The 22,945-nt window shown below is 69.6% G+C and carries 18 protein-coding genes and 1 pseudogene; 2 read left to right on the forward strand and 17 right to left on the reverse strand.

The genetic code is table 11. The features are described from left to right. Window positions 1-458, forward strand: a pseudogene (locus tag HLK59_RS30175) (hypothetical protein); the annotation flags it as partial. 83 nt (window positions 459-541) lie between these two features. Then, entirely contained in the window at window positions 542-1,372 is an 831-nt protein-coding gene (locus tag HLK59_RS30180) for a pectate lyase (protein WP_171144715.1), read from the forward strand. A 240-nt stretch (window positions 1,373-1,612) separates the two neighbouring features. On the opposite strand, the gene HLK59_RS30185 is transcribed toward HLK59_RS30180, so the two are convergent. From HLK59_RS30185 to HLK59_RS30265, 17 genes are all read right to left on the reverse strand, one after another. Beyond that, window positions 1,613-2,767, reverse strand: a complete 1,155-nt coding sequence (locus HLK59_RS30185; RefSeq protein ID WP_171144716.1) for a right-handed parallel beta-helix repeat-containing protein — start codon at window positions 2,765-2,767, stop codon at window positions 1,613-1,615. Between the two features lie 199 nt (window positions 2,768-2,966). Then, window positions 2,967-3,764, reverse strand: a complete 798-nt coding sequence (locus HLK59_RS30190; protein ID WP_171144717.1) for an HAD family acid phosphatase — start codon at window positions 3,762-3,764, stop codon at window positions 2,967-2,969. Between the two features lie 76 nt (window positions 3,765-3,840). Further along, complete coding sequence (locus HLK59_RS30195; protein ID WP_171144718.1) at window positions 3,841-4,953, reverse strand: pectate lyase; 1,113 nt, start codon at window positions 4,951-4,953, stop codon at window positions 3,841-3,843. Between the two features lie 52 nt (window positions 4,954-5,005). Next, entirely contained in the window at window positions 5,006-6,163 is a 1,158-nt protein-coding gene (locus HLK59_RS30200; protein WP_171144719.1) for a dienelactone hydrolase family protein, read from the reverse strand. After that, the gene (locus tag HLK59_RS30205) at window positions 6,156-7,412 is read right to left on the reverse strand and encodes a pectate lyase (protein WP_171144720.1); all 1,257 of its coding nucleotides are present in this window, start codon (window positions 7,410-7,412) and stop codon (window positions 6,156-6,158) included. Before HLK59_RS30205 ends, HLK59_RS30200 begins: the two co-directional genes overlap by 8 nt. After that, on the reverse strand, window positions 7,405-8,448 hold the full coding sequence (locus tag HLK59_RS30210; protein ID WP_171144721.1) for a pectinesterase family protein: 1,044 nt from the start codon (window positions 8,446-8,448) through the stop codon (window positions 7,405-7,407). Before HLK59_RS30210 ends, HLK59_RS30205 begins: the two co-directional genes overlap by 8 nt. Before the next feature lies 1 nt (window position 8,449). Further along, window positions 8,450-9,580, reverse strand: coding sequence for a pectinesterase family protein (locus HLK59_RS30215; RefSeq protein WP_171144722.1), 1,131 nt, complete (start codon window positions 9,578-9,580; stop codon window positions 8,450-8,452). 125 nt (window positions 9,581-9,705) lie between these two features. After that, entirely contained in the window at window positions 9,706-11,019 is a 1,314-nt protein-coding gene (locus HLK59_RS30220; RefSeq protein ID WP_171144723.1) for a pectate lyase, read from the reverse strand. A 34-nt stretch (window positions 11,020-11,053) separates the two neighbouring features. After that, entirely contained in the window at window positions 11,054-11,848 is a 795-nt protein-coding gene (locus tag HLK59_RS30225) for a rhamnogalacturonan acetylesterase (protein WP_171144724.1), read from the reverse strand. A gap of 122 nt (window positions 11,849-11,970) precedes the next feature. Next, window positions 11,971-13,311, reverse strand: a complete 1,341-nt coding sequence (locus HLK59_RS30230) for a sugar ABC transporter substrate-binding protein (RefSeq protein ID WP_171144725.1) — start codon at window positions 13,309-13,311, stop codon at window positions 11,971-11,973. Window positions 13,312-13,359: 48 nt separating this feature from the next. Beyond that, a complete protein-coding gene (locus tag HLK59_RS30235; protein WP_171144726.1) occupies window positions 13,360-15,342 on the reverse strand; it encodes a pectinesterase family protein in 1,983 nt (660 codons plus the stop codon). Between the two features lie 33 nt (window positions 15,343-15,375). Next, a complete protein-coding gene (locus HLK59_RS30240) occupies window positions 15,376-16,920 on the reverse strand; it encodes a glycoside hydrolase 43 family protein (RefSeq protein WP_171144727.1) in 1,545 nt (514 codons plus the stop codon). Continuing rightward, window positions 16,917-17,762, reverse strand: coding sequence for a PmoA family protein (locus HLK59_RS30245; protein WP_171144728.1), 846 nt, complete (start codon window positions 17,760-17,762; stop codon window positions 16,917-16,919). The genes HLK59_RS30240 and HLK59_RS30245 overlap by 4 nt, the downstream gene beginning before the upstream one ends. Continuing rightward, the gene (locus HLK59_RS30250; RefSeq protein ID WP_171144729.1) at window positions 17,762-18,916 is read right to left on the reverse strand and encodes a Gfo/Idh/MocA family oxidoreductase; all 1,155 of its coding nucleotides are present in this window, start codon (window positions 18,914-18,916) and stop codon (window positions 17,762-17,764) included. Before HLK59_RS30250 ends, HLK59_RS30245 begins: the two co-directional genes overlap by 1 nt. Further along, window positions 18,913-20,202: a pectate lyase gene (locus HLK59_RS30255; RefSeq protein ID WP_171144730.1), complete on the reverse strand. Its 1,290-nt coding sequence runs from the start codon at window positions 20,200-20,202 to the stop codon at window positions 18,913-18,915. Before HLK59_RS30255 ends, HLK59_RS30250 begins: the two co-directional genes overlap by 4 nt. Window positions 20,203-21,025: 823 nt before the next feature. After that, window positions 21,026-21,922: a carbohydrate ABC transporter permease gene (locus tag HLK59_RS30260; protein WP_171144731.1), complete on the reverse strand. Its 897-nt coding sequence runs from the start codon at window positions 21,920-21,922 to the stop codon at window positions 21,026-21,028. Beyond that, entirely contained in the window at window positions 21,919-22,854 is a 936-nt protein-coding gene (locus HLK59_RS30265) for a sugar ABC transporter permease (protein WP_171144732.1), read from the reverse strand. The genes HLK59_RS30260 and HLK59_RS30265 overlap by 4 nt, the downstream gene beginning before the upstream one ends. Between the last annotated feature and the right edge of the window lie 91 nt (window positions 22,855-22,945).

Genomic DNA, 22,945 nt, shown 5'->3' on the forward strand with positions numbered 1-22,945 from the left:
CCACCGCCCAGCCCCCTGCCACCGCCTCCGGCGAGGAGGACGGCCCGCTGTGGTCGGACGGCTCGGTCGACCCGCACAGCAACGACTTCTGGGCGCAGAGCAACATCACCCTCAAGACCTCCGAGCAACTGACCGCGCTCACCGTGCGGTTGAAGATCGCCCAGACCGGCGGCGTCACCTCGGCCGGCGCCTGGCGCTCGCTCCCCGAGGACGACTTCACGCTGACGACCGAGGAGAAGGACGGCTTCGTCGTCTACACCTGGACGCTCAAGGCGGACCGCGAGGTGGCCAAGGGCGAGTGGGTGTTCGCGGGGCAGTACGACCATGAGCGCGGCGGCCGCGACGCGGCGGACGACAGCTACACGGTGACCGGCACCGCGGGCGGCGAACAGCTCGCGGTGAAGGGCGACTTCGCCTCCCACGCGGGCGACGACGCGTCATCGGACGGGGATTCGTAAAGAATTCCCGCAGGGGCGGCAACCCTTTCCCCACCCGTGGCGACCAGGAGACGCAAGGATCCTCTCCCACGCAAGGAATGGGCATGACTGCACGAGCTGAACAGCGCGTCCGCCACCGCCGCCGGGTCTCCAAGCGCCGGGCGGCGATCGCCGGTACCGCGGCCCTCGGTCTCACGGGGGCGGCGATCGTCACGACGACGCTGCTGTCCTCCGCGGGCGCCGCGTCCTCGTGGCCGACCGCCACCGGCAAGCAGGCCGTGACCAGCACCATCAAGGTCACGGGCACCTACAACGGCGGCTACAAGCAGTTCTACGGCAGCGGCGCCCTCGGCGGCGACAGCCAGGACGAGGGCCAGGACCCGGTCTTCCAGCTGGCGGACGGCGCCGTCCTCAAGAACGTGATCATCGGCACCCCGGCCGCGGACGGCGTCCACTGCCTGGGCAGTTGCACGCTCCAGAACGTGTGGTGGACGGATGTCGGCGAGGACGCGGCCACCTTCAAGGGCAAGTCCTCCTCGTCGGTGTACACCGTCTACGGCGGCGGCGCGAAGAACGGCTCGGACAAGGTCCTTCAGTTCAACGGCGCCGGCAAGCTGGTCGTCTCCAAGTTCCAGGTCGAGAACTCCGGCAAGCTGGTGCGCAGTTGCGGCAACTGCTCCACCCAGTACAAGCGCACGGTCATCATCAACGACGTGGACGTCACCGCGCCGATGAACTCGATCGTGGGCATCAACCAGAACTACGGCGACACCGCCGCGCTGCGCAACGTCCGTATCCACGGCGACAGCGGCAAGAAGATCAAGACGTGTGTCCGCTTCCAGGGGAACAACACCGGCGCGGAGCCCAAGCAGTTGGGCGTCGGTCCGGACGGCACGTTCTGCCGGTTCACCACGTCAGACCTGTCGTACCAGTGAGCGCGGGGGAACAACCATTCGTTCATCTTCGACGTCCCTAGTAGTGCGTGGAAGACGGAAGTGGTTCGGGAGGCACGTCCTGTCCCAGTGCCGGCACCTCGTTCGACCGCACAGACCTGCTGACCTGAGCCCCCCTCGGTCAGCAGAGCCGGCAGAGCCCCCCTCGGGCCGGCGCAGGAACGCCCCGCCGGTGACGACAGGCGGGGCGTTTCGGTTTCCTTCGTCCAGTTCGTCGTCCGTTCAGTTCATCGTCGAACCGATGGTGGTCGAGCCGGTGGTGAGGAAGGTGGTGGCGGGAAGCGAGCCGTCGGACTTCCGCGCGCTGTAGGCCGTGGTCGCGTCCGTGGACCTGAAGGACGGCGTGGACACACCGCTGTCCCAGTTGTTGGCGGCGGAGACGGTGGAGCCGCCGAGCTTGGACAGCCCGCCCTTGTTGCCCACCGCGAGGTTCCTGGCCAGTCGCGCCTTGCCGGTCGCGAAGTAGAAGCCCGCCTCGGTGTTGCCGTAGGCCGTGTTGCGGTTCAGGACGATCGCACCCGGGTTGGAGTTCTCGGTGAACCCGTTCAGCGTGTTGTCCCAGGCCGCGTTGTTGTTGACGACGTGTGCGACCGTGACTCCCCCGCCGCCCAGCTTGTACCCGTTGCCGTTGCCCTCGAAGGCCGAGTCGTTCCACCGGTTCTTGCCGTTGCCGAAGGCCCAGGAGTGCTCGATGGTGACCGGCGAGGAGAACTGCCACAGGTCGAGACCGTCGTCCGAGTTGTTGTAGAGGCGGGCACCCGTGATCTTGTTGCCGGTGCCGGAGCCGAACTTCACCGCGATGCCGTCGGCGTTCTGTCCGTGCCCGGCCGGATCGTAGTTGCCGTGGCTGTCCAGGTTCTGCACGAGGTTGTTCGTCGTGCCGTCGCCGCGCAGCGTGAACCCGGAGTCACCGTTGTTCGCGGTGACGAGGTTCTTGAAGACACCGCCCACCGACGAGGTCACGACGAAGCCCTGGGCCGGGGAGTTCTGGAAGGTCAGGTTCTGCACGGTCCAGTAGTCGCCGTAGATCCCGGCCAGCCAGGACCCGTCGGCCAGCTCGGAGCCGTCGATCTTCACCTTCTCGCTGCCGTACGCCTGGAGCGTGATCCTTGCCGAACTCGTGCCGTTCGCGGTCGACTTGAGGGTCGCCGTCGGATAGTAGGTGCCGGCACGGAGCTGGATGGTGGTGCCCGCGACGGCGCTCTTCACGGCTGCTTCGAGCTGCGCGGTGGTGGACACGGTGACCGTCGACGAGGCGGCCTCGGCGCCGCCGTTCGACAGGCCGAGATAGACGCCACCCGCCCCGGCGGCGACGGCCACCGCCGCGGCGACGGAGAGCGTACGGGTCCTGCGGTGGCGTCCGGTGCTCTGACGCACGGGGCGTTCCTTTCCTAGGCGACGAGGGCGAAACGGGCCGGAGGGGCCGCCCCGGCCCGTTTCTGCATCCAGGTCGCCGCCGCGATCGGAAAAGGTTGCCGCGTTCCGTGAAGATCGCTCGAAAGTTTCGGTCCCGGGCGGGCCCGTCCCCGCTCGGCCCGTGGACCGGGAAGGGAACGGGCCTGTCCAGTCGTGAGGACTAGCTGACGAAGTACGTCGGGTTCGGGAGCTTGTACGTCTTGTCGGCGTAGCCGCCGTCGAGGTCGGAGTACTGGTCGCCGAAGTTGGCGACGATGTCGTACCCGAGGTCCTGCTCGATGTGCTTGCGGGTGCCGGACTTGTACTGCACGGTCGTGCAGGTCCAGGTGCCCGGGGTGGCGCAGGCGCTGAGGTAGGACGGCGGGTTGGCCTTGTCCTTGAGGAACACGTGGTCGGCGTCGAGGTTCACATCGGCGCCGATCTTCTTCAGGTTCGCGACGGCCGCGGCGCGCTGCGCCTCGGACAGACCCGAGTTGTAGAAGACCTCGACGCCCTTGGACTCGGCGTACCGGACCAGCTCGGCGCTGCCGAAGACGCCCGGGCGGTCGGCCTTGTTCACGTAGTCGGCCCATGTGGTGGCGTTGTACGTGTAGTTGGTCTTCTTCTCGTAGTCGAGGCTGAGCAGCAGCGTGTCGTCGATGTCGAAGACGACCGCGGGCTTGTCGCCCTTCTTCAGCGACTTGCGGGCCGCCTTGTCGATCTGCTGTCTGGCGGCCTTGTCGAGCTTCGCGAGGTCCTTGGCGTACTGGCTGCTCGTGGACGCCTGGTAGACGCCGTCGGCGTCGAGGGTGGTGCCGTAGTAGGTGTCGATGTCCTTGACCAGGAGCCCGATGTTGTAGGGCTCGTGGGTGCTGTTCGCGGTGGACTGGCCGGCCGTGGCCGCGCCGGCGCCGTAGAGGGCGGCGCCGGTGACGGCACACGCTGCGGCGATCGCCGCGATACGCAGTGGCTTATGCATGACAGACGTTCTACGCGCGTCACCCTGGTGGGCGCGAGACCCGCCGGGCAAAAAACGGGTCAAGCGCCCCGAGGGGTCAGTTCATGGTGGCGCCGATGGTGGTGCTCCCCGTCGTCAGGAAGGTGGTGGCGGGCAGGGTGCCGCTGGAGGAGCGGGCGTTGTACGTCGTGGACGCGTTGGTGGAGACGAAGGACGGGGTGGCGATGCCCGAGTCCCAGTTGTTGCCGGCCGAGGTGACCGAGGAGCCCTTGCTGACCGAGCCGCTGCCGTTGCTGACGGCGAGGTTCTTGCCGAGCTTGGCGGCGCCGGTGGCGAAGTAGTAGCCCCACTTGCTGTTGGCGTAGGAGGTGGTCCGGTTGATCACGATCGCCCCGGTGTTGGAGTTCTCGGTGAACCCGTTGCCGGCGTTGCCCCAGGCCGCCGAGTTGTTGACGACGTGCGCGACGACCTCGCCGTCGCCGCCCAGCTTGTAGCCGTTGCCGTCACCCGCGAAGGCCGAGTCGGACCAGCGGTTGACGCCGTTGCCCATGGCCCAGGTGTGCTCGACGGTGACGGGTGAGGAGAAGGACCAGAAGTCCAGACCGTCGTCCGAGTTGTTGTAGAGGCGGGCGCCGGTGATGAGGTTGCCGGAGCCGGAGCCGTACTTCACGGCGATGCCGTCGGCGTTCTCGCCGTGGTTGGCGGCGTCGTAGTGGCCGTAGGAGTCGATGTTCTTCACCGTGTTGTTGACGGTCCCGTCGCCGGTGAGCGTGAAGCCGGAGTCGCCGCCGTTGATGGTCTTGATGTTGTTCCAGACCGTGCCGGTGCAGGACTGGCAGACGACCGCGCTGTCCGGGGAGTTCTGGAAGGTGAAGTTGGAGACATTCCAGTAGTCCGCGGTCAGCTTGAAGATCCAGTCGCCGTCGGGGAGGTTCGAGCCGTCGATCTTGACGGTCTCCGAGCCGTACGCGGTGAGCTGGACCGGCGAGGACGAGGTGCCGTTGGTGGTGGACTGGAGGGTGGCCGTCGGGTAGTAGGTACCGGCGCGGACCTGGATGACGGTGCCGGCGGTGGCACCGGATATGGCGCTGGTCAGCTCGGCCGTGGTGTCGACGACGACCGTGGCGGCCTGGGCCTGGGTGGGGATGACGGCCAGGCCGGCGCCGAGCGCCAGCGCGGTCAGGGTGGGGAGAGCGGTACGACGGGACATGGGTGCGGGTCCTTTCGCCGTGCTGATGGGGGTGTCCTTCGCTGGGGATGGTTCACAGGACGGAGTCGAGCCATGAGACGACCTCGTCCTGCATCGGCTCCGTGAAGACATGGCCGAGCCCCGGCCAGATCTCCGTACGAAGCCGCTCCCCGGCATGGCGTGCGGTCCAGACGGCGCGCAGCTTGGCGTACGCGGTCTGGACTCCTTCGGCGGTGAACAGCGGGTCCTGCTCGCCGTCGAGGAAGAACATCGGCCTGGGGGCGGCGATGCTCGCCACGTCGGGGAAGTCGAGGAACCGGGAGAGCCCGGGGTGGAGCATGTAGTACGACGACTGCCCGCGCAGGGTGTTGTTGCCGGGCACCATCATTTCCTTCAGGCCGGTCATCCAGCAGGCGGCGACGGTCGCGCTCACGGAGTCGGTCAGCGCGGCGGTCTGCCAGGCGCGGTAGGCGCCCATGGAGAAGCCGAGGGCCGCGACCCTGGTCTCGTCCACCCGGTCGAGTCCGGCCAGGAAGCCGGCGGCGCGGGCGTCCTCGCGTGCCATCAGCCCGGCGAGCGAGGAGCCGAGGTGGTAGAGGTTGCTGGCCAGCGCCTGCTGTTCGGCGTAGGCGAGCGGACCGCGATCGCCCCAGCCCAGGGCGTCCAGACACAGCACGGCATAACCCCGCCGGGCGAGTTCGTCGCCGACGAACCGGCCGCTGAAGTACTTGTCAGCCCAGGCCTGCGCGGAGGCGAGCCGGGTGTCGTCGTACCAGGGCCGGATCAGCTTCTCCTTGCCGATGTCGAACCTGGCCCCGTGGTCGTGCAGGAGCAGGACCGCCGGGAAGGGACCCGGGCCGTCCGGGGTGAGGAGCGCGCCGCGGACGCGCTCGTAGCGGGTGAGGGAGAGGGTGACCGACTCCCTTGTGTATCCGTCGCCTTGCGGGCCGGCGGTGAACTCCGGCGCGTAGGGCGTCCCGTTCTGGCGGTCGACGAGGAGGTGCTCCTCGACCTTGGCCCGGGCCGCTCGCCGCCAGCTCCGGAAGTCGCGGAGGGGGGAGGTCCCCCAGGCGAGCGGAAAGCCGAGCTCGTTCTTGAGCGCCTGGTGGAAGTCGGGGAGGTTGCCGCCGACCAGGTCCGCCGCCGCCGCGCTCCCGGTGTCACCCGCGAGGGTCACGGCGGCCGCTCCTGTCCCTGCCATGAAGGTCCGGCGGCCCATCGCCTCAGCCATGTTCCCGCCCCGCGCCGGCGTGGGTCAGGACGTGGTGCTCGACCGCCGCCGGGGATCTGAGCGGCCGGTAGTCGTAGACGTCGGCAGGGTCCCAGCCGACGTCGTCGCTCAGTCCGAGTCCGCTCGCCACCGTGTTCAGCCGGGCCGGGCGGCCGCCGGCCCAGGAGCCGGTGTCGTGGAAGCGCGTGCCGCCGTAGACGGCCAGGGCGAGGCCCGGGTCGTACCGGAAGACATTGCGCTCGGAGTAGATCGCCGACTCCACACCCACACCGAGGGCGTAGAGAGGGGCCCGGCCCCGGTAGACGTTGTTGACGACGTGCACCTGTCCGAAGCGGACGCGGGGGCCGCGCTGCACGATGTCGGTAAACAGGTTCCGGGCGAAGGTGATCCGCAGGTGCCCCCGGTCGCGGTCGCCGCGTCCGTCGCCCGATCCGATGAGGAGCGCCTTGTCGTGGTCGGTGAACCGGCTGTCGGAGACAGTGATGAAGTCGGAGCCGTCCTCGATGTCCAGCAGCCCGTCGTGCCGTTGGACATGCTCGCCGTGGAAGCCGAGCGGCGCCTCGCGGTCCGGGAAGCGGCCGTCGGTGAAGGTGCAGTGGTCGACCCAGATGTTCTTGCCGGTGATGACGGTCATCGCGTCGAAGCGGGCGTTCCAGTTGCCCTGGGTGCCGTCGTCGGGCGACCAGCTGGTGAAGTGGTCGACGGGGGCCTCCAGTCGGAGGTTCCGCACGATGATGTTGGTGCCGGTGTTGACCGTCAGGAAGACGCCGAGCAGCCGGGCGTCGCGGCCGACGCCGACGAGTGTCGTGTTGCTCGGCACGGTCAGCTGGATCTGCGCCTTCTCCTTGTTCGACCCGGTCTGCCGCGACTGCCGCTGCCGCTTGCAGTAGTCGTACCGGGTGTCGGACCAGGTGGTGCCGTCCTCGCCGAAGCAGGACATGTACTGGGCGAGGTCGTAGCCGGGCGCGTAGTCCTGCTCGCCGAGGAGTGAACCGTCGTCCGCCTCATGGCCGTTGACGGCGCCGACGACCCGGATCACCTTGGGCGCGGCGGGATCGCCCCCGTTGGTGAGGGCCTCCTTGAGCTCGGCGCGGGTGCGCACGGTCGTGGTGGTGCCGCCCGCCCCGCCGGTGGTGCCGGCGCCGATGGCGGCCCAGCCGACGGGGGCACGCTCGGTGGCGGCGGCCTGCGGTGCCCAGCCCCAGGACAGGCACACGCAGGCAAGGAGGGCGGCGGCGGCCCTACCCACGGGGCCGCCAATCACCGAGATACGCGGCCTTGGTGTGTGACTGAGCTTCCTCGGGCGTCAGTTGCGGCCGGTTCTCCGGCACCGAGATCACCGCGCCGGGGCCGGAGTTGCGGTACTCCCGGAACCGCATGGTCTGCCAGGGGTACGCCTCCCGCATGTTGGTGTAGGGCGCGACGGGGTCGATACCGGGCCCCATCCGGGTGTCCCGCAGGACGAGGGAGGGCCAGGCGGTCGTCTCGTACGACGGGACCCACGGCCGGGCCAGCTTGTACGCCGCGTCCTCGGCGCCCGAGGTGATGCGGGAGCGCAGGGCGAGGATGCCGTGGGGGTTGGCGCGGGCGGTGGACGGGGCGAAGACCATGCCTTTCGGGGTGAAGGTGACGTCCCGCTGGAGGGTGTGGAAGTGGCACTCCTCGAAGACGGCGGTGGCCCGCCCGAAGACGAAGTCGACGTCGCCCTCGATGTGGCAGCGGTGGAAGTACTGCCGGTCGAAGGAGGTCAGCGCGGTCGTCTCGACGAAGAGGGTGTCCTGGTGGGCGAGGAGCCGGACGTTGTCGAAGTGGGTGCGGTCGCCGTAGGTGTACGAGGCGACCGCCTGGGTGCCGGTGTAGTCGGGGTGGTCGGCGCGCAGCCAGTCGTTGGCGAGGGTCAGGTCGCGGACGGTCAGACCGGGGGCCGCCGAGGTGAAGGTGGCGGACCCGGCGGTGCCGTAGGTGCCCGAACCGTCGGGCCTGGGCGTGCCGTTGGCGTTGTCGTGGACGATCACGGCGTCGCGGGGGTCGCAGGTGGCGCCGCGCAGGGTCAACTCGGCCTTGTCGGCCGGCACGTTGACGACCTCGCGATAGGTCCCCGGGTGCACGACGATCGTCCAGCCGGGACCGTCCACCGCGTCCACGGCCGCCTGGACGGAGTCGCCGGGGCGGACATGCAGGACCCGGCGGGTTCCGGTGGCGATGGCCGGGGTGGAGAAGGCGGGGGTGGCGGCTCCTGCCGCGAACAGGCCCGCGCCGGCGGTGAGCAGGGTGCGTCTGCGCATCTCAGCACCCCTGCTTCCACGGCCGCCAGTCGCCGAGGTAGGCGGCGCGGGTCGCCGACTCGGCCTGCTCGTCGGTGAGTTGGGGCCGGTTCTCGGGGACCGTGATGACAGCGCCCGGTCCCGTGTTGCGGTACTCGGCGAAACGCTGGTCCTGCCAGGGGAAGCTGTCCGACATGTTGGCGTAGGGCGCCACCGCGTCGATGCCCGCGCCGAGCCGGGTGTCGCGGACGGTGAGGCCGGGCCGGGCGGTGGTGTCGGAGCTGGGTACCCAGGGACGGGCCAGCTTGTAGTAGGCGTCGGGGGCCTCGCTGCTGACGCGGCTCCTCGTGACGAGGTAGCCGAGCGGGTTGGCGCCCGCCGTGGACGGTGCGAAGACGAAGCCGTAGGGGGCGGAGGCCAGGTCGGTGCGGGTCAGGGTGTGGAAGTGGCACTGCTCGAACACGGCGGTGCCGCGGCCGAAGACAAAGTCGACGTCGCCCTCGACGTAGCAGTGCGAGAAGTACTGGCGGGCGAAGACGGCCAGGGCGGCGGAGTCCGCGTACAGGGTGTCCTGGTGGCCCAGGAAGCGGCAGTCGTGGAAGGCCGAGCGGTCGCCGAGGACCTTGATGGCGACTGCCTGGGTGCCGGTGATGCCGGGGTGGTCGGCGCGCAGCCAGTCGTTGGCGAAGGTGATCCAGCGGGCGGTGAAGCCGGCGGGGCGGACCAGGGTGGTGGCCGAGCCGGTGGTGCCGTAGGTGCCGGAGCCGTCGGGCTTGGGGGTGCCGGCCGCGTTGTCGTAGACGATGACGACGTCACGCGGGTCCTCGCTCGCGCCGATCCAGGTCAGCTCGGTGGCGGTGGCCGCGACGGCGACCGTCTCGCGGTAGACGCCGGGGGCGAGGACCAGGGTGTACCCGGTGCTGGTGGCCGTGGTGACGGCGGCCTGGACGGTGGTGAAGTCGCCGCGGCCCTGGGCGTCGACGTAGAGCGTGGTCGGGGTCAGCCGGGCGGCCGGGGAACCGAACCGGCCGAAGGGGCGCCGGCCGGCGGCGGAAGCGGGGGCGCAGGTGAGGCCGAGCGCGGTGACCGCACCGGCGCTCGCCGTCAGGAATCCCCTTCTGGACAGGGGGAGTCGGCGGTGGGGCGAGGGCATGGGGATGCTCCTTGGCTGTGCGGCTCTTCGGGGATGTGCGTGGGTGTTTCCTCGCCGTGGGGGGTGTGGGCCGGGGCGGTGCATCGAGGTGGCGCGGGCCGCCCCGGCCGTTCAGGGGGCGGGTGTCAGCAGACGCGGCCGGCGCCGGCGCCGTGGTTGACGATGCCGGGGACCGCCTGCGGCCGGTCGACCTTGGTGCGCAGGGTCGGGGTCCAGCCGGCGCCGGACTGGAGGGTCTCGGCGGGGATCTCCGCGTTGTGCACCGCGATGAGGTCGGTCTTCCTGCCGTTGACGTAGTTGTTCTCGGCGGTCAGCGGCGACTCGTTCCACTTCTTCAGCACCTTGCCGACGCTCGCCCCGGCCGGCAGCTTGATGGCGTTGTCGCTGGCGTGGAGCTGCGAGGAGATGCCGACGCCGAAGAGGTAGTAGTCGTCCTTCTGTTCCTCGTTCACCACGTAGTAGTTGTTGTAGACGTCCACCTGACCGAACCGCACGCGCGGGGAGCGCTGGAGGATCCCGTCGAAGCGGTTGTGGTGCATGGTGACCTTGAGCTTGCCGGAGTCCGTGGTGGCGGTGCCGTCGCTGTTGCCGATCAGCATGTTCTTGTCGTGGTTCTCGAAGGAGTTCCAGGACACGGTCACGTAGTTGGCGCCGCGCACGATGTCCGTCAGACCGTCGTGCTGCTGGAACACCTTGCCGAAGTAGACCGGTCGCTCGCTGTCGGGGTAGCGGCCGTCGGTGAGCGTGTTGTGGTCGATCCACACGTGATCGGTGCCGTAGACGACCACGGCGTCGTACTCGGAGTTCCAGTTGCCGGTGTTGTTGTCGTCGGTCGGATCCCACTTGGGGAAGCAGTCGAGCGGGGCCTCGATGGTGAGGTTGCGCAGGATGACGTTGGAGACGCCCTTGATCTGGAGACTGCCGCCGAGGATGCCGGAGTCCTTGCCGACGCCGACGATCGTGGTGTTGCTCGGGATGTTGGCCTTGATGACCGAGTCCTGGTTGGCGGCGGACGCGACCCGCGCGTCCTCCTGCGGGCCGCTGGCGACCTTGTCGTTGCCCCAGACGGCCGGGTCGTAGTCCTTGAGGTACTGCTGGAGGTCGTAGCCGCCGGCGACGAAGGCCTCGCAGCCCTCGGAGACGGCGTCGATCATGCCGTCGACCTTGATGATCTTGGGTGCGGTGCCGCCGGCCTTCAGCGCGGCCTTGAACTCCACCCAGGTGGTGACGGTGTAGACGTGCTCGGCGTCGGCGCCGGACCCGCCGGTCGTGCCCGCCCCCTCGGAGCCCCAGCCGTCGCCCGCGCCGAGAACCTGGCGGCCGAGGTCACGGGGGCCGGCCTGGGCGCTGGTGCCGGTGACGCCGAGGACGAGGGCGGTGCAGCCGATGAGGGCGGCGACTCTGGTTATGCCATGTGCATGCCATACCTGTGCGTTCATTGTGCGGCTCTCACTTCCGGTTCAGGGGGGGTGGTTACGCGGTGGCCTCGGGCCAGGTGATCCAGGACGTGGGGATCTCCCGGTCGATCCGCCGCACGTCCTGCGGGCGCAGCACTCGGGTGCGCAGCAGCTCCTGCGCCACGAGCCGGGCCACGGCGATGGCACCGGGCGGGTTGAAGTGCGTGTTGTCCTGCTCGGTCGCGGTCCAGTTGAAGTACGTCTTCGTCTCCTCGACCCCGAGCTTCTGCCACAGCGCGAGGGACAGCGCCTGGATGTCGAGCAGCGCGACCCGCTCCTCCTCGGCGAGCGCACGCATCGACGCCGGGTACTCGCCGTGGGTCGGTACGGCGTTGCCGCCGGCGTCGAACTTCCGGCGCTCCACGGCGGTCGCGAGCACGGGCCGCGCACCACGGGACCGGGCGCCGTCGATGTACAGCCGCAGATAGTCCTGGTACGTCGTCCAGGGCTCGGTGTAGCGGGTGGGGTCGGCGGACTTCTCGTCGTTGTGCGCGAACTGGATGAGGAGGAAGTCGCCGGGCCGGATGGCCCCGAGGATCACATCGAGCCGGCCCTCGTCGACGAAACTCTTGGAACTCCGCCCGTTCACCGCGTGATTGGAAACGGGCCGGTCCTTGTGCAGAAAGAAGGGAAGGGCCATGCCCCACCCGGTCTCGGGAGCGGCGTCGGCATACTTCTGGGCGGCGGTGGAATCGCCGGCGATATAGAGCGTGCGATGGCGCGGCGATGCCTGCGCGACACCTTGGGCCGCAAAGGCGAGCGGAACGGCGGCAAGGGCCGCCGAGGTGATCTGTCTGCGGGTAATGGACACGACGTGCCTTTCGTGAAACCCCCTAGGGGCGCGAGGCTGTATCGATTTGCGGCTACCGCCGCGTGGGCGCGACCAGCCACAACGGCATGCAGCCGCGCCCACAACCGAACCCACCCGACGGATTAGCCGTTCTGCGACTTCCACTCGGCCTGGGCCTCGTCCAACTGCTCGGCCAGCGTGTCCAGGAAGTCCTTCGCGCTCATCTTCCCGAGCAGCACCTTCTGGAAGTTCGGCTCGTTGTCGGCCTTCGAGATGGTGCCCCAGTCAGGCAGGTAGTACGGCAGCTGAACGATGCTGGTGGAACCGTCGGTCAGCGCCGCCGCGGCCAGCTTGGTCGGCTCGGCCTTCGAGATCCACGCGTCCTGCGCGGCCTCGTTGTTCGCGGGCACCTGCCCCGCGGACTCGTTGAACTTCGAGTTCTCCGCGTGCGACACCGCGAACTCGATGAACTTCCAGGCCGCGTCCTTGTTCTTGGAGCTCTTGAACAGGCCGATGCCGTCCACGGGGTTGGAGACCTGGACCCGCTTTCCGTCCGCCCCGGTCGGCTGCGGAATACCCCGGAACTTCTCGACCCCGAGCGCCTTCACATGGTCCTGGTAGGACCCCAGGTTGTGGTTCAGCATGCCGATGGTGCCGGAATCCCACTGGGCGACCATCTTGGTGAAGTCGTTGTTGAGGTCGGCGGACGGGGTGTCCTTCTTGAAGAGCGCCGCGTACTTCTCCAGCGCCTCCACGTTCTTCGGGTCGTTGACGGTGGTCTTGTCGCCGTTCCAGAACGACGTGAGCCCGGACTGCCCGTACATCGCGTCCAGGGCCTGCGCGATGGACCCGGCGCCGCCGCGGATCGTGTAGCCGAACTCGTTCTTCTTGGAGTCGGTGAGCTTGTCCGCCGCCTCGTAGAACTTGTCCCAGGTGGTCGGCTCGTCCAGGCCCGCCTTCTTGAACAGGTCGGTGCGGTAGTAGAGCACACCGTTGTTCGCGGAGGTCGGGACCGAGTAGAGCCGGCCGTCACCGCCGCCGGCCGCCGTCAGCGACTCGACCATGTCCTCGTTGAGCTTGCCGTTGAGCGAGGACTTGGCGAGCCGGCTGTCCAGCGGTTCCAGCGCGCCCTGCGCGGAGAAGCCCGCGAGCATCGCCGCGCCGACGCCGCCGACGTCCGGCAGGCTGTCGGCCTGGATGGCGGTGTCGACCTTGGACTGGTAGTCGGTGGAGGCGATACCGACGTACTCGACGTCGATCTTCGGGTTCGCCTTCTCGAAATCGTCGATGATCTCCTTCCAGATGTCGGTGCGGACACCACCGTTGTTGTCCCAGAAGACGATCTTCCCTGTGCCGCTGCCCTCGTTGCCCTTGTCACCCGTGCTGCTGCCGTCGTCACCGCAGGCGGTGGCGGTCAGCGCGAGGACGGAGCCCAGGGCGACCGACACGGCGGCGCGCCTGCTTCTGCGGATGCTGATCTTCATTGGTCGGCTCTTTCTTCTGGATCCAACTGACATATGAAGTTGTGGGGGTCAGTGACGGGCGTACGGCGCCCAGTCGTCGCTGCCTCGGAGGTAGTCGGCGACGGTGTGGGAGCGGGCGTCCGCGGTGCTCATCTGCGGCCGGTCCGCGGTGACTTCGGCACCGGGCCCGTGGTTGCGGTACTCGGTGAACCGGGCGTCCCGCCACGAGAAGCCGCTCATGTCGGTCCACGGGGAGGCCTTGATCGCGGCGGGCAGCTCGGTGTCCCGGATCAACACCTGGGCGACGGCCTCCGGTTCACCGCCCGGATGCCAGGGCCGTCCCAGGTGGAAGGACTGGTCCGGGGCGTCGCTGACGACCTTCGACCGGGTGATCAGAAAGCCGTACGGGTTCCCGGTCCAGGTCGAAGCGGCCGTGAGATAACCGTTGTTGGTGGCCGAACCGCGGCTCAGCAGGCGGATCACCGACCGCTCGATCACCGTCGTCGCCCGTCCGTAGACGAAGTCGACGTCGCCCTCGATGTAGGAGTCGCGGACATAGACCCGGCTGACGGTGGTCAGCTTGGGGCTGTCGGTCATCAGGGTGTCCTGGTTGCCCAGGAAGGCGGTGTCCTCGAAGACGATCCGGTCACCGGTCGTCTTCATCGCGAGCGCCTGCTCGCCGTTCAGCTCGACCGCGGCCTCGTCGAAGTCGTTGCTGAAGGTGAGGTGGCGTGCCGTGACGTCGTTCGCGGCGATCCGCACGGTGGCGCTGCCGGTCGAACCGCCGTACGCGGCGGGCGTGTCGTGGACGATGACGGTGTCGGACCGGTCCTGTCCAGTGCCCCGCAGCACGATGTTCGGCTTGGTCGCGGGGATGAGGACCTTCTCGCGGTAGGTCCCGGGCGCGATCGCGATGGTGACCCCGAAGGCGTTCCCGGCCGGTACGGCGTCCACGGCGGCCTGCACGGTCGCGTAGTCGGCCGGGACGTGCAGGGTCACCCCGCCGAGCTGCTTCTGGGGCCCGGAGAACCGCGTCACCAGCGCCGGGACGGCGGCGGCCGGGTCCAGCCGGTAGGTGTAGAACTCCCGGGGGTCGAAGGCCGTGCCCCATGCGTCGGTTCGCCCGGTCGTGTTCTTCAGGATCGACCCGCGCTGCACCAACTCGGCCGTGGCATCGGCCTGATAGGGGTGCTGGACGCCGTCGTAGTAGCTGTTCTCGATGACCATCCTGGTTCTGCCGCGCGACCAGTTCCCGTACGTCCACGTCGGGTCCCCGTCGGCGACCTGGGCCGACAGGTAGTTGTTGTAGAGGTGCGCGTAGGCGCAGTTGTCGGCGGACGGGTTGCGCTGCTTGGTCCCGGTGAACCAGTTGTGGTCGAGGGTGATCTCGGTCAGGACGTTCGTCGTCCAGCCGATCCCCAACGCCTTGTTGTGGTTGGTGAACCGGTTGTAGGAGACGGTGATGTACCGGCTGTCCTTGCGGATGTCGAGCAGTCCGTCGCCCATGTGCGTGAAGCGGTTGTGGTCGATCCAGACGTGGTCGACGGTGTCCATCTGGATCGCGTCGAAGTCGGTGGTCTTGCCGTCCCAGTCGCCCTCGACGTAGGAGTCCCGGATGGTCAGGTTGCGGATGATGACGTTGCTGGTACCGGGGTTCAGGTGGAGTTCGCCGTGGACGATCTCGCCGGTGTCGCCGACGCCGATGATCGTCTTGTCCGAGGCCACGACGATGTCCGAGCCGAACGGCTCGACGGCTATCGCCCCCGACACCCGGATGACATACGGCTCTTCGGCCGCCGCGTACCGGGCGAGTGAGGCCTGGTCGGTGACGGTGACGACCTTGCCGCCCGCCCCGCCGGTGGTGCCGCCGGCGAGGGAGGCGAAGCCGTGCGGCTGGTCGGTCCAGCGGGGGGCGGCCACCGGCGACGGTCCTGCGGAGGCGTCGGCCTCCCCGCTCGCCCCCAGGACGAGGGCGGCCAGCAGGCCCACGACGGTGGCCAGGACTCTGCCGGGACCGGGTCCCGACAAGCGCTTGCTATGGAGGTGCGTCATTGCGGCTCCCAACAGGCGTACAAGGAGGGTGTGTTAGAGCTGGTCGATCCTGAACCGCGTGAAGGTTGCCGCGCCGGCATGACCTTGTCCGGTGGGTGCGAGGGCGAAGAGACCGAGCAGGGCGCCGACCCAGCGCCACGGCGTGGCCGCGAACACGGGACCGGACGGACACGGGCCGTCGCCGACGTCGTAGAGGAAGCGGCAGCGCGCCCCGGCGCCGATCTCGATCCGCAGCCGTGCCCGTCCCTCGGGGGCGCTCACGGGGTGGGCGGCGTCTCGTTCCGCCTCCGCGACGGCCTCGGCGAACCGGTGCACGAGTTGGACCGTCCCGTCCGTCTGCCGCTGGAGCCCGATCCAGCTGAAGGCGTCCCCGAGGACCGCGAGCCCGGCCCGCGCCCCCGGATCCTCGCTGTCGAGGCGCAGCTCCACCTCGACGGCACAGGGCGTGCCGGGCAGTCGCTGGGTGAGGACGTTCGGCAGTCCGCGCAGGTCGTGCGGGTCCGTGGAGCGGACGCAGGTGAGGCGGAGTCCGTCGCCGGAGTGGTGGGTGGCCCAGCCGGCATGGGGGTCCCCCCGGTCGAGCGAAGCCGAGACTGGGGGAGGGTTGGCGGTCCAGCTCCACTGCCGGCCGAAGCGTCCGCCGGGGAAGTCGTCGTCGGTGGCGGGCGCGGCGGGCGGCTGCGGCGGCAGGTCGGGCCTGGGGTGTACGGCGACGGGGGCGCCGTCGTCCCCGAGCACCGGCCAGTTGTCGTCGCCCCAGCGCATCGGCTGGAGGTGGACGACCCTGCCGTAGGCGCCCTTCTGCTGGAAGTGCAGGAACCAGTCCTCACCGGACGGGGTGCGCACCCAGCCGCCCTGGTGGGGGCCGTTGACGTCGGTGTCCTGCTGTTCCAGGACGATCTTCTCCTCGTACGGTCCGAAGAACTCGCGCGAGCGGAAGGCGCCCTGCCAGCCGGTCTCCACTCCCCCGGCTGGGGCGAGGATCCAGAACCAGCCGTCGTGCCGGTAGAGCTTGGGGCCCTCCAGGGTGAACCAGCCCGGTATCCGGTCGCCGTCGACGATCAGCTTGCCGTCGTCGAGGAGTTCGGTGCCGTCGGGGTGCATCCGGTGGCCGGTGAGGCGGTTCTTGACGCCGGAGCGGGATCGGGCCCAGGCGTGCACCAGGTAGGCCTCGCCGGTCTCCTCGTCCCACAGGGGGCAGGCGTCGATCAGGCCCTTGCCCGCCTTGAGGAGGTGCGGGCGGCTCCAAGGGCCCCTGATCTCGGGGGCGTTGATCTGGAAGATGCCATGGTCGGGGTCGCCCCAGAAGATCCAGAACCGGTCGTCGTGGTGGCGCAGCGACGGTGCCCAGACACCGCAGTCGTGCCGGGGTGCCTTGAACTCGGCTGCGGGCTCCAGGCGTTGCAGGGCGTGGCCGACCAGGGTCCAGTTGACGAGGTCGCGGGAGTGCAGCAGCGGCAGGCCGGGGGCGCGGCCGAAGCTGGAGGCGGTGAGGTAGAAGTCGTCGCCGACGCACAGGACGTCCGGGTCGGACCAGTCGGCGTTCAGGATCGGGTTGGTGTACGTCCCGGCGGTCACAGGCTCACCGCCTTGCGGACCAGGGCAGCGGCCCCGCCGCGGTCCAGGCGGCCGTCGGCGACGACCGTGACCACGCGGCGGACGAGGGTGTCGCCCGGGGTGATCGGCACCCGCTCGGCGTGCGCCAACGACGAGCCCACGCCCGGATATTCGCCGGTGCGCACGAACCACGGGTCCCGGCGGGTCTGCTCGGTGGCCCCGGCGAACACCAGCGTCCAGGTGGAGCCGACGAGGGCGAGCCAGTCGGCGCGGTGCGCGTGCACCTCGGACTCGCCGTCGGCGTTCGGGGTGAACACGTCCGGCGCCCGGTCCTCCTTGCGGGCCCGCCAGAAGAAGCCGCCGTACGCGGCGCCCGGGCGGCCGTTGGTGGCCGGGCTGCCGATGGACAGCGGGGCGGACGTGACGTTGGTGAGCGAGAACGTGAAGTCCAACGCCCAGGCGGAGTCGGTGAGTTCGGTGGCCGCGACGGTACGGCGCTCGCGCAGCAGCTCCGCTCCCGCGGCGATCCAGCGCAGCTCCTCCACGAAGCCGTCCGGGTCGCGGAGCTGGAAGGAGCTGTGGCGCTGGGCGCCGTGGTTGTCGAGCTCGGTGGGGCCCTGGTCGCGGACGTAGGTGCGGCCGCCCCAGAAGTTGAACCCCTCGACGTCGGGAACGGCTACACCGACGCCGAGGTGATGGAGGTGGTCGGCGGGGCTCAGTTCGGTCACCGCGGTGCCGGCCAGGGTGGTGACGGGGTGCAGATAGGGGCGCGGGGAGAGCCGCGCGGGCAGCTCGGGCCGGGTGACATAGCGGCCGACCGGGCGGCCCGCGACGCGCAGGACCGGGGAGTCGGGGGTCGTCATCAGGTACTCACCTCTTTCGGTAGGTCGTCCACGGCCCAGGGCGCACCGAGCTCGGAGTAGAGGGCGAGGCTGTCCGCGGAGGCCGCGACGAGTCCGTCGACGCCGGGGACGACCCTGCGGTCCTCGCCGGGGATCAGATGCCAGGCGCTCTCGGGCAGCGGGGCCGGGTCGGGTGCGGTACGGATCGCCTCGACGACCTTCATGAAGGCGCCGGTCACGTCCGGCGGGACCAACAGCTCGATGCCGTCGGTCAGATGGTCGACCAGGTTCTCAAGCAGGTCGGTGCGGCCGTGGTCGTACTCCTCCGGGCCGTGGCCCGCGCGCTGGAGCAGGACGCGGTCCTGCTTGTACCAGAAGGTGATCCGGCCGCGCGTGCCGTGCACCAGGACGTACGGGTCGTCCGGGTCCTCGGCGCACAGGGTCGCCGCGACCGTGACCGGGCGGCCCTGTGCCGTGGAGATCCGGACGCAGGAGGTGTCGTCGGACTCGATGTCGTTGGCGCGCAGCAGCTCGGTCTCGATGCCGGTGACGTCCTCGGCGCGCGTGGAGCCGTTCAGGGCGAGGCCGGTGGCGACCGCGTGCGCGAGCGGGTTGGTCAGCGCGCCGTCGATCACGTCGACGCCGTTCAGGCGCCGCTTGCCGGCCCAGGGAGCCCGCGTGTAGTACGCCTCGGGACGCGCCCAGGCACCGGCGCCTCCGACGCCGACCAGCTCGCCGATCGCGCCCTCGTCGATGAGCTGCCGGATCGCGGGGACGGCGTGCGAGCCCAGCGACTGGAAGCCGATCTGGCAGACGACCCCGGCCGCGGCGACGCCGTCGGCCATGCGCCGGAACTCGGCGTACGACGGCGCCGGGGGCTTCTCCAGCAGGATGTGCACACCCCGGCGGGCCGCTTCGAGCGCCAGGTCCGTGTGGGTCGGGATCGGCGTGCAGATCACCGCGATCCGGGCGCCCGTGGAGTCCAGGAGCGCGCCGAAGTCGGCGGACTGCTCGGGCGCGCCGAGGCCCTCGGGGAGCTCGGCCTTCTCCAGGGGCGTCAGCTCACAGATGCCCGCCAGCCGCACGATCCCCTTGTCCTGGAGCCGGCGGATGTTCTCCAGGTGCCAGCGGCCGTGGCCGCGCGCTCCCGCCAGGACGATGTCTACGGTGCTCATGGGATCCTCCCTGCGCCCGCGCCGCGTGCCACCGTTCGGTCGGCCGCCTCTGCGCTGTCGATCTTTGTGTGCAGGGTAGGCGTCCAGCCGACGTCGGCCGTGAGGTCGCGCTCGCTGCCGGAGTTGTAGGCGTTGTAGATCGGCAGCAGGTCGACCGGGAAGCCGTTGAAGAGGGTGCCCTCGTCGTGCAGGGCGGTGCCGTTCCAGCTCTTGACCAGGTCGGCGACCTCGACGTGGCCGGGCGTGGTGAAGGCGTTGTTCTGGGCGTACACGCCGGACTCGGTGGAGACGCCCAGCGAGTAGCGGTAGTCCGCCGCGTCGTCGGGGACGACGTACCGGTTGTTGTAGACGTGCACCTGGCCGAAGCGGACACGCGGGGCGCGCTGGACGATCGACTCGAACTGGTTGTGGTGCAGGGTGACCCGGAGCTTGCCGCGATCGCCGGTGGCGCCGTCGCCGCTGCCGATCAGCATCGCCTTGTCGTGGCCCACGAACCGGCTCCAGGAGACGGTGACCAGGTCGGAGCCGTTGGTGATGTCCAGCAGGCCGTCGTGGCGCAGGTAGTTGCGGCCGAAGTGGGTGGGTTCCTTCTCGTCCGGGTGGCCCTTGTCGCTGAGGGTGACGTGGTCGACCCAGACGTGGTGGGAGCCGGTCAGCCAGATGTTGTCGTACGCCGTCTTCCAGTCGCCGAGGCCGCCGGTGTTGGGCTGCCAGACGGGGAAGCAGTCGTAGGCGTCGCGCAGGTCGAGGTCGCGGATGATGACGTTGGAGGCGTTCTTGACCTGGAGGTTGGCCCCGTTGAGGACGGCTCCCTTCAGGCCGACGATCGTGGTGTTGGAGCCGACGGTGAGCGTGACCCGCTCGGCCTGCCTGGCCGCCGACGCCTGACGAGCCTCCTCCTGCGGGCCGCTGGGCTTGGCCGGGCCCCAGGTGCGGGGGTCGTAGGCGGCGAGGTACTTCGTCAGGCTGTAGCCGCCGGTGGCGTAGTCGGCGCAGCGCAGGTGGTCGCCGTCGTCGTCGGTGTTGGCGTCGATCGTTCCCGCGATCTTGATGATCTTCGGGGTGGCACTGCCGCCGTCGAGAGCCGCGGCCAGCCCGGCGCGGTCGGTGACCGTGAAGACATGGGCGTCATCGGCGGCGGCGCCACCGGTGGTGCCCGCACCCTCGGCGGCCCAGCCGTCGTTCGCGGGGAGCGTGTCGCGGCTGATGTCGCGGGCCTCGGCGTGAGCGGGGACGCAGAGGAGCCCCACCATGCCTGCGGCTGCGGTGATGTGACGGAGTCTCATGCGTACACCTCCCTGAGCTGGTCCGGCGAGGTCGGCTGCGGTTCGGTAGGGCACTGAAGGGGGGCGGGGGTGTGTGGATGTGCGGGGCCGCCGTGGGGAGCGGGGCTGGGTTGGTGTGTGGCACCGCCGCGGGGAGCGGGGCTGGGTCGATGTGCAGCGCCGCCGCGGGGAACGGGGCTGGGTCGATATGCAGCGCCGCAGTGAGGAGCGGGGCTGGATCGATATGCGGCACCGCCGCGGGAAGCCGGGCTGAGTCGACATCCAGCACCGCCACGGGAAGCCGGGCTGGATCGATATGCGGCACCGCCACGGGGCTCGGCCAGCCATGACCGTGCCGCGGACGGCTGACGGCCCGTCGTGGTGGTTCCGCTGGAGTGCTCGGCGCCGGACCCGGAGGCCAGCCGCGTCCGGGCGTGGCTGCCGCGGCAGCCGGCTGCTCGCGCGGAGCCTCCGTCGGCCACCGCCTCCATCGCGGCCGCCCGGCCGTTGGCTGCCGCCGGGATGCCGCGGCGGACGCTCCGGCCGTCTACGCGGTCGGCGCGGTCGGCGCGGTCGGCGCGGTCGGCGCGGTCGGCGCGGTCGGCGCGGTCGGCGCGGTCGGCGCGGTCGGCGCGGTCGGCGCGGTCGGCGCGGCGGAGAATATCCGGCCCCACGCCTCCCCTCGCACTGCGGAAGAGACCCGACCCCGTGTCTGCCCCCACGGCCCGCAAGAAGCCCGACCCCCCGTCTGCCCCCACGGTCCACAAGAGGCACGAATCCGTGTCTGCCCCCACGGCCCGGAAGAGACCCGACCCGGCGCTTCGCTCCACGATCCGGCGGTGGCTCATCCCTTCACCGCCCCCGCGCTGAAGCCGGTGATCAGCCACTTCTGGATGAAGGCGAACACGATCACCACGGGCACCGCCGCGATGATGCCGCCGGCGGCCAGCGCGCCGAGGTCGACGCTGTCCGCGCCCATCAGGGTGTTGAGGCCGACCGGGATCGTCTGCTTGTCCTGGTTGTTGAGGAACATCAGGGCGAACAGGAAGTGGTTCCAGGAGTGCACGAAGGCGAAGGAACCCACCGCGATCAGACCGGGCCGCAGCAACGGCAGCACGACGATCCGGAACGCGGTGAAGCGGTTGCAGCCGTCGACCCAGGCCGCCTCCTCCAGGGAGTACGGCACGTTCTTGATGAAGTTGCTGATCAGGATGATCGACAGCGGGAGCTGGAAGACGGTCTCGGCGAGGATGACACTGCCCAGCGAGTTGATCATCTGAAGCTCGGCGAAGATCTCGAACAGCGGCACCAGGAGCAGCGCGCCCGGCACGAACTGGGAGCACAGCAGGCCCAGCATGAAGGCCCGCTTGACCTTGAAGTTGAAACGGGCCAGGGCGTAGCCGCCGGCCAGCGCCACGAGGGTCGTCATCACCAGGGTGGCGACGCCGACGAGCACGCTGTTCTCGAAGTAGGTGCCGAACTCCCGGTCCGTCCAGACCTTCTCGAAGTGGTCGAAGGTCATCGGCCACGGTACGAGCGAGGTCGAGCCGGACGGCCGGAGCGCGAAGAGCAGGATCCAGTAGAACGGGATCAGGGTGAAGAGGAGGTAGATCCCCAGGGGCAGGTAGATGTGCCAGCGGGGGACCTCGTCCCAGGCACGCTGTCGCTTCTTCGGGCGCGGCGGTGCGGGGTCCGCGGCCTGCGGCGCCGGGGCGACCGGGGTGGCTTCCTTGGTGATCACTTGTCGTCGCCTCCGAACTTGCTCAGGCGCAGATAGACCATCGAGCAGAAGAGCAGGATCACGAACGCCACCGTGGTCAGGGCCGATGCGTAGCCGAAGTTGTGGGCGTCGACGGATGTGTTGGCGATGTAGAGCGGGAGTGTCGTCGTCTCGCCGGCGGGTCCGCCGCCGGTGAGGGTGTAGAGCAGGTCGACGTTGTTGAACTCCCAGACCGCGCGCAGCAGCGTGGACAGGATGATCGCGTCCTTCAGGTGCGGCAGCGTGATGTGCCAGAACTGCTTGATCCGGCTGGCCCCGTCGACCTCGGCGGCCTCGTAGAGGTCCTTCGAGACGGACTGGAGGTCGGCGAGGATGAGGATCGCGAAGAAGGGGACGCCTCGCCACAGGTCGGCGACGATCGCCGCCGGGAACACGGTCGAGGTGTCCGACAGCCAGCTGGTGCCGTAGGAGCCGATGCCCATGTCCGCGAGGTAACGGGTGATGCCCGTCTGGGAGTTGTAGAGGAGGACCCAGATCGCGGAGGTCAGTACGCCGGAGACGGCCCACGGGGAGAAGACCATGGCGCGTCCCATGGCCCGGCCCACGAAGCTCTGGTTGACGATGAGCGCCAGCGCGAGACCGAAGAACAGCTGGAGGCCCACCTCGACGAAGACCCACTTGGCGCTGAAGGTCAGCGTGTCCCAGAAGACCGGGTCCTCGGTGAAGGCGTGGACGAAGTTGTCGAAGCCCGCGTATCCGTTCCGCCAGGGCTTGGTGGGGTTGTAGTTCTGCAGGCTGTAGTAGAAGACGCTGATGACCGGGTAGGCGATGAAGCCCAGCATGAGCAGGGCGGCCGGTGCGATCAGCAGGTACGGGAGCCTGCGCGGGGTGGCGGAGGCACGGCGCCGCCGGGGTGGCGCTGGCGGTTTCGCCACGGCTGCGGCTTGGGCCATGACTGTTCTCCGATCTCGGTACGTCTTGGTACGCCTTGGCGCGTCTTGGTACGTCTTGCGGGAAGCGCTTTCTCTCTGCACATGCGGGTGC

Source organism: Streptomyces sp. S3(2020) (assembly GCF_013044505.1).
GTDB lineage: Bacteria > Actinomycetota > Actinomycetes > Streptomycetales > Streptomycetaceae > Streptomyces.

Coding starts and splice junctions, on each gene's coding strand:
- HLK59_RS30180 (WP_171144715.1), top strand. CDS start 542: ATGACTGCACGAGCTGAACAGCGCGTCCGCCACCGCCGCCGGGTCTCC.
- HLK59_RS30190 (WP_171144717.1), bottom strand. CDS start 3,764: ATGCATAAGCCACTGCGTATCGCGGCGATCGCCGCAGCGTGTGCCGTC.
- HLK59_RS30195 (WP_171144718.1), bottom strand. CDS start 4,953: ATGTCCCGTCGTACCGCTCTCCCCACCCTGACCGCGCTGGCGCTCGGC.
- HLK59_RS30200 (WP_171144719.1), bottom strand. CDS start 6,163: ATGGCTGAGGCGATGGGCCGCCGGACCTTCATGGCAGGGACAGGAGCG.
- HLK59_RS30210 (WP_171144721.1), bottom strand. CDS start 8,448: ATGCGCAGACGCACCCTGCTCACCGCCGGCGCGGGCCTGTTCGCGGCA.
- HLK59_RS30215 (WP_171144722.1), bottom strand. CDS start 9,580: ATGCCCTCGCCCCACCGCCGACTCCCCCTGTCCAGAAGGGGATTCCTG.
- HLK59_RS30220 (WP_171144723.1), bottom strand. CDS start 11,019: ATGAACGCACAGGTATGGCATGCACATGGCATAACCAGAGTCGCCGCC.
- HLK59_RS30230 (WP_171144725.1), bottom strand. CDS start 13,311: ATGAAGATCAGCATCCGCAGAAGCAGGCGCGCCGCCGTGTCGGTCGCC.
- HLK59_RS30235 (WP_171144726.1), bottom strand. CDS start 15,342: ATGACGCACCTCCATAGCAAGCGCTTGTCGGGACCCGGTCCCGGCAGA.
- HLK59_RS30245 (WP_171144728.1), bottom strand. CDS start 17,762: ATGACGACCCCCGACTCCCCGGTCCTGCGCGTCGCGGGCCGCCCGGTC.
- HLK59_RS30250 (WP_171144729.1), bottom strand. CDS start 18,916: ATGAGCACCGTAGACATCGTCCTGGCGGGAGCGCGCGGCCACGGCCGC.
- HLK59_RS30255 (WP_171144730.1), bottom strand. CDS start 20,202: ATGAGACTCCGTCACATCACCGCAGCCGCAGGCATGGTGGGGCTCCTC.
- HLK59_RS30265 (WP_171144732.1), bottom strand. CDS start 22,854: ATGGCCCAAGCCGCAGCCGTGGCGAAACCGCCAGCGCCACCCCGGCGG.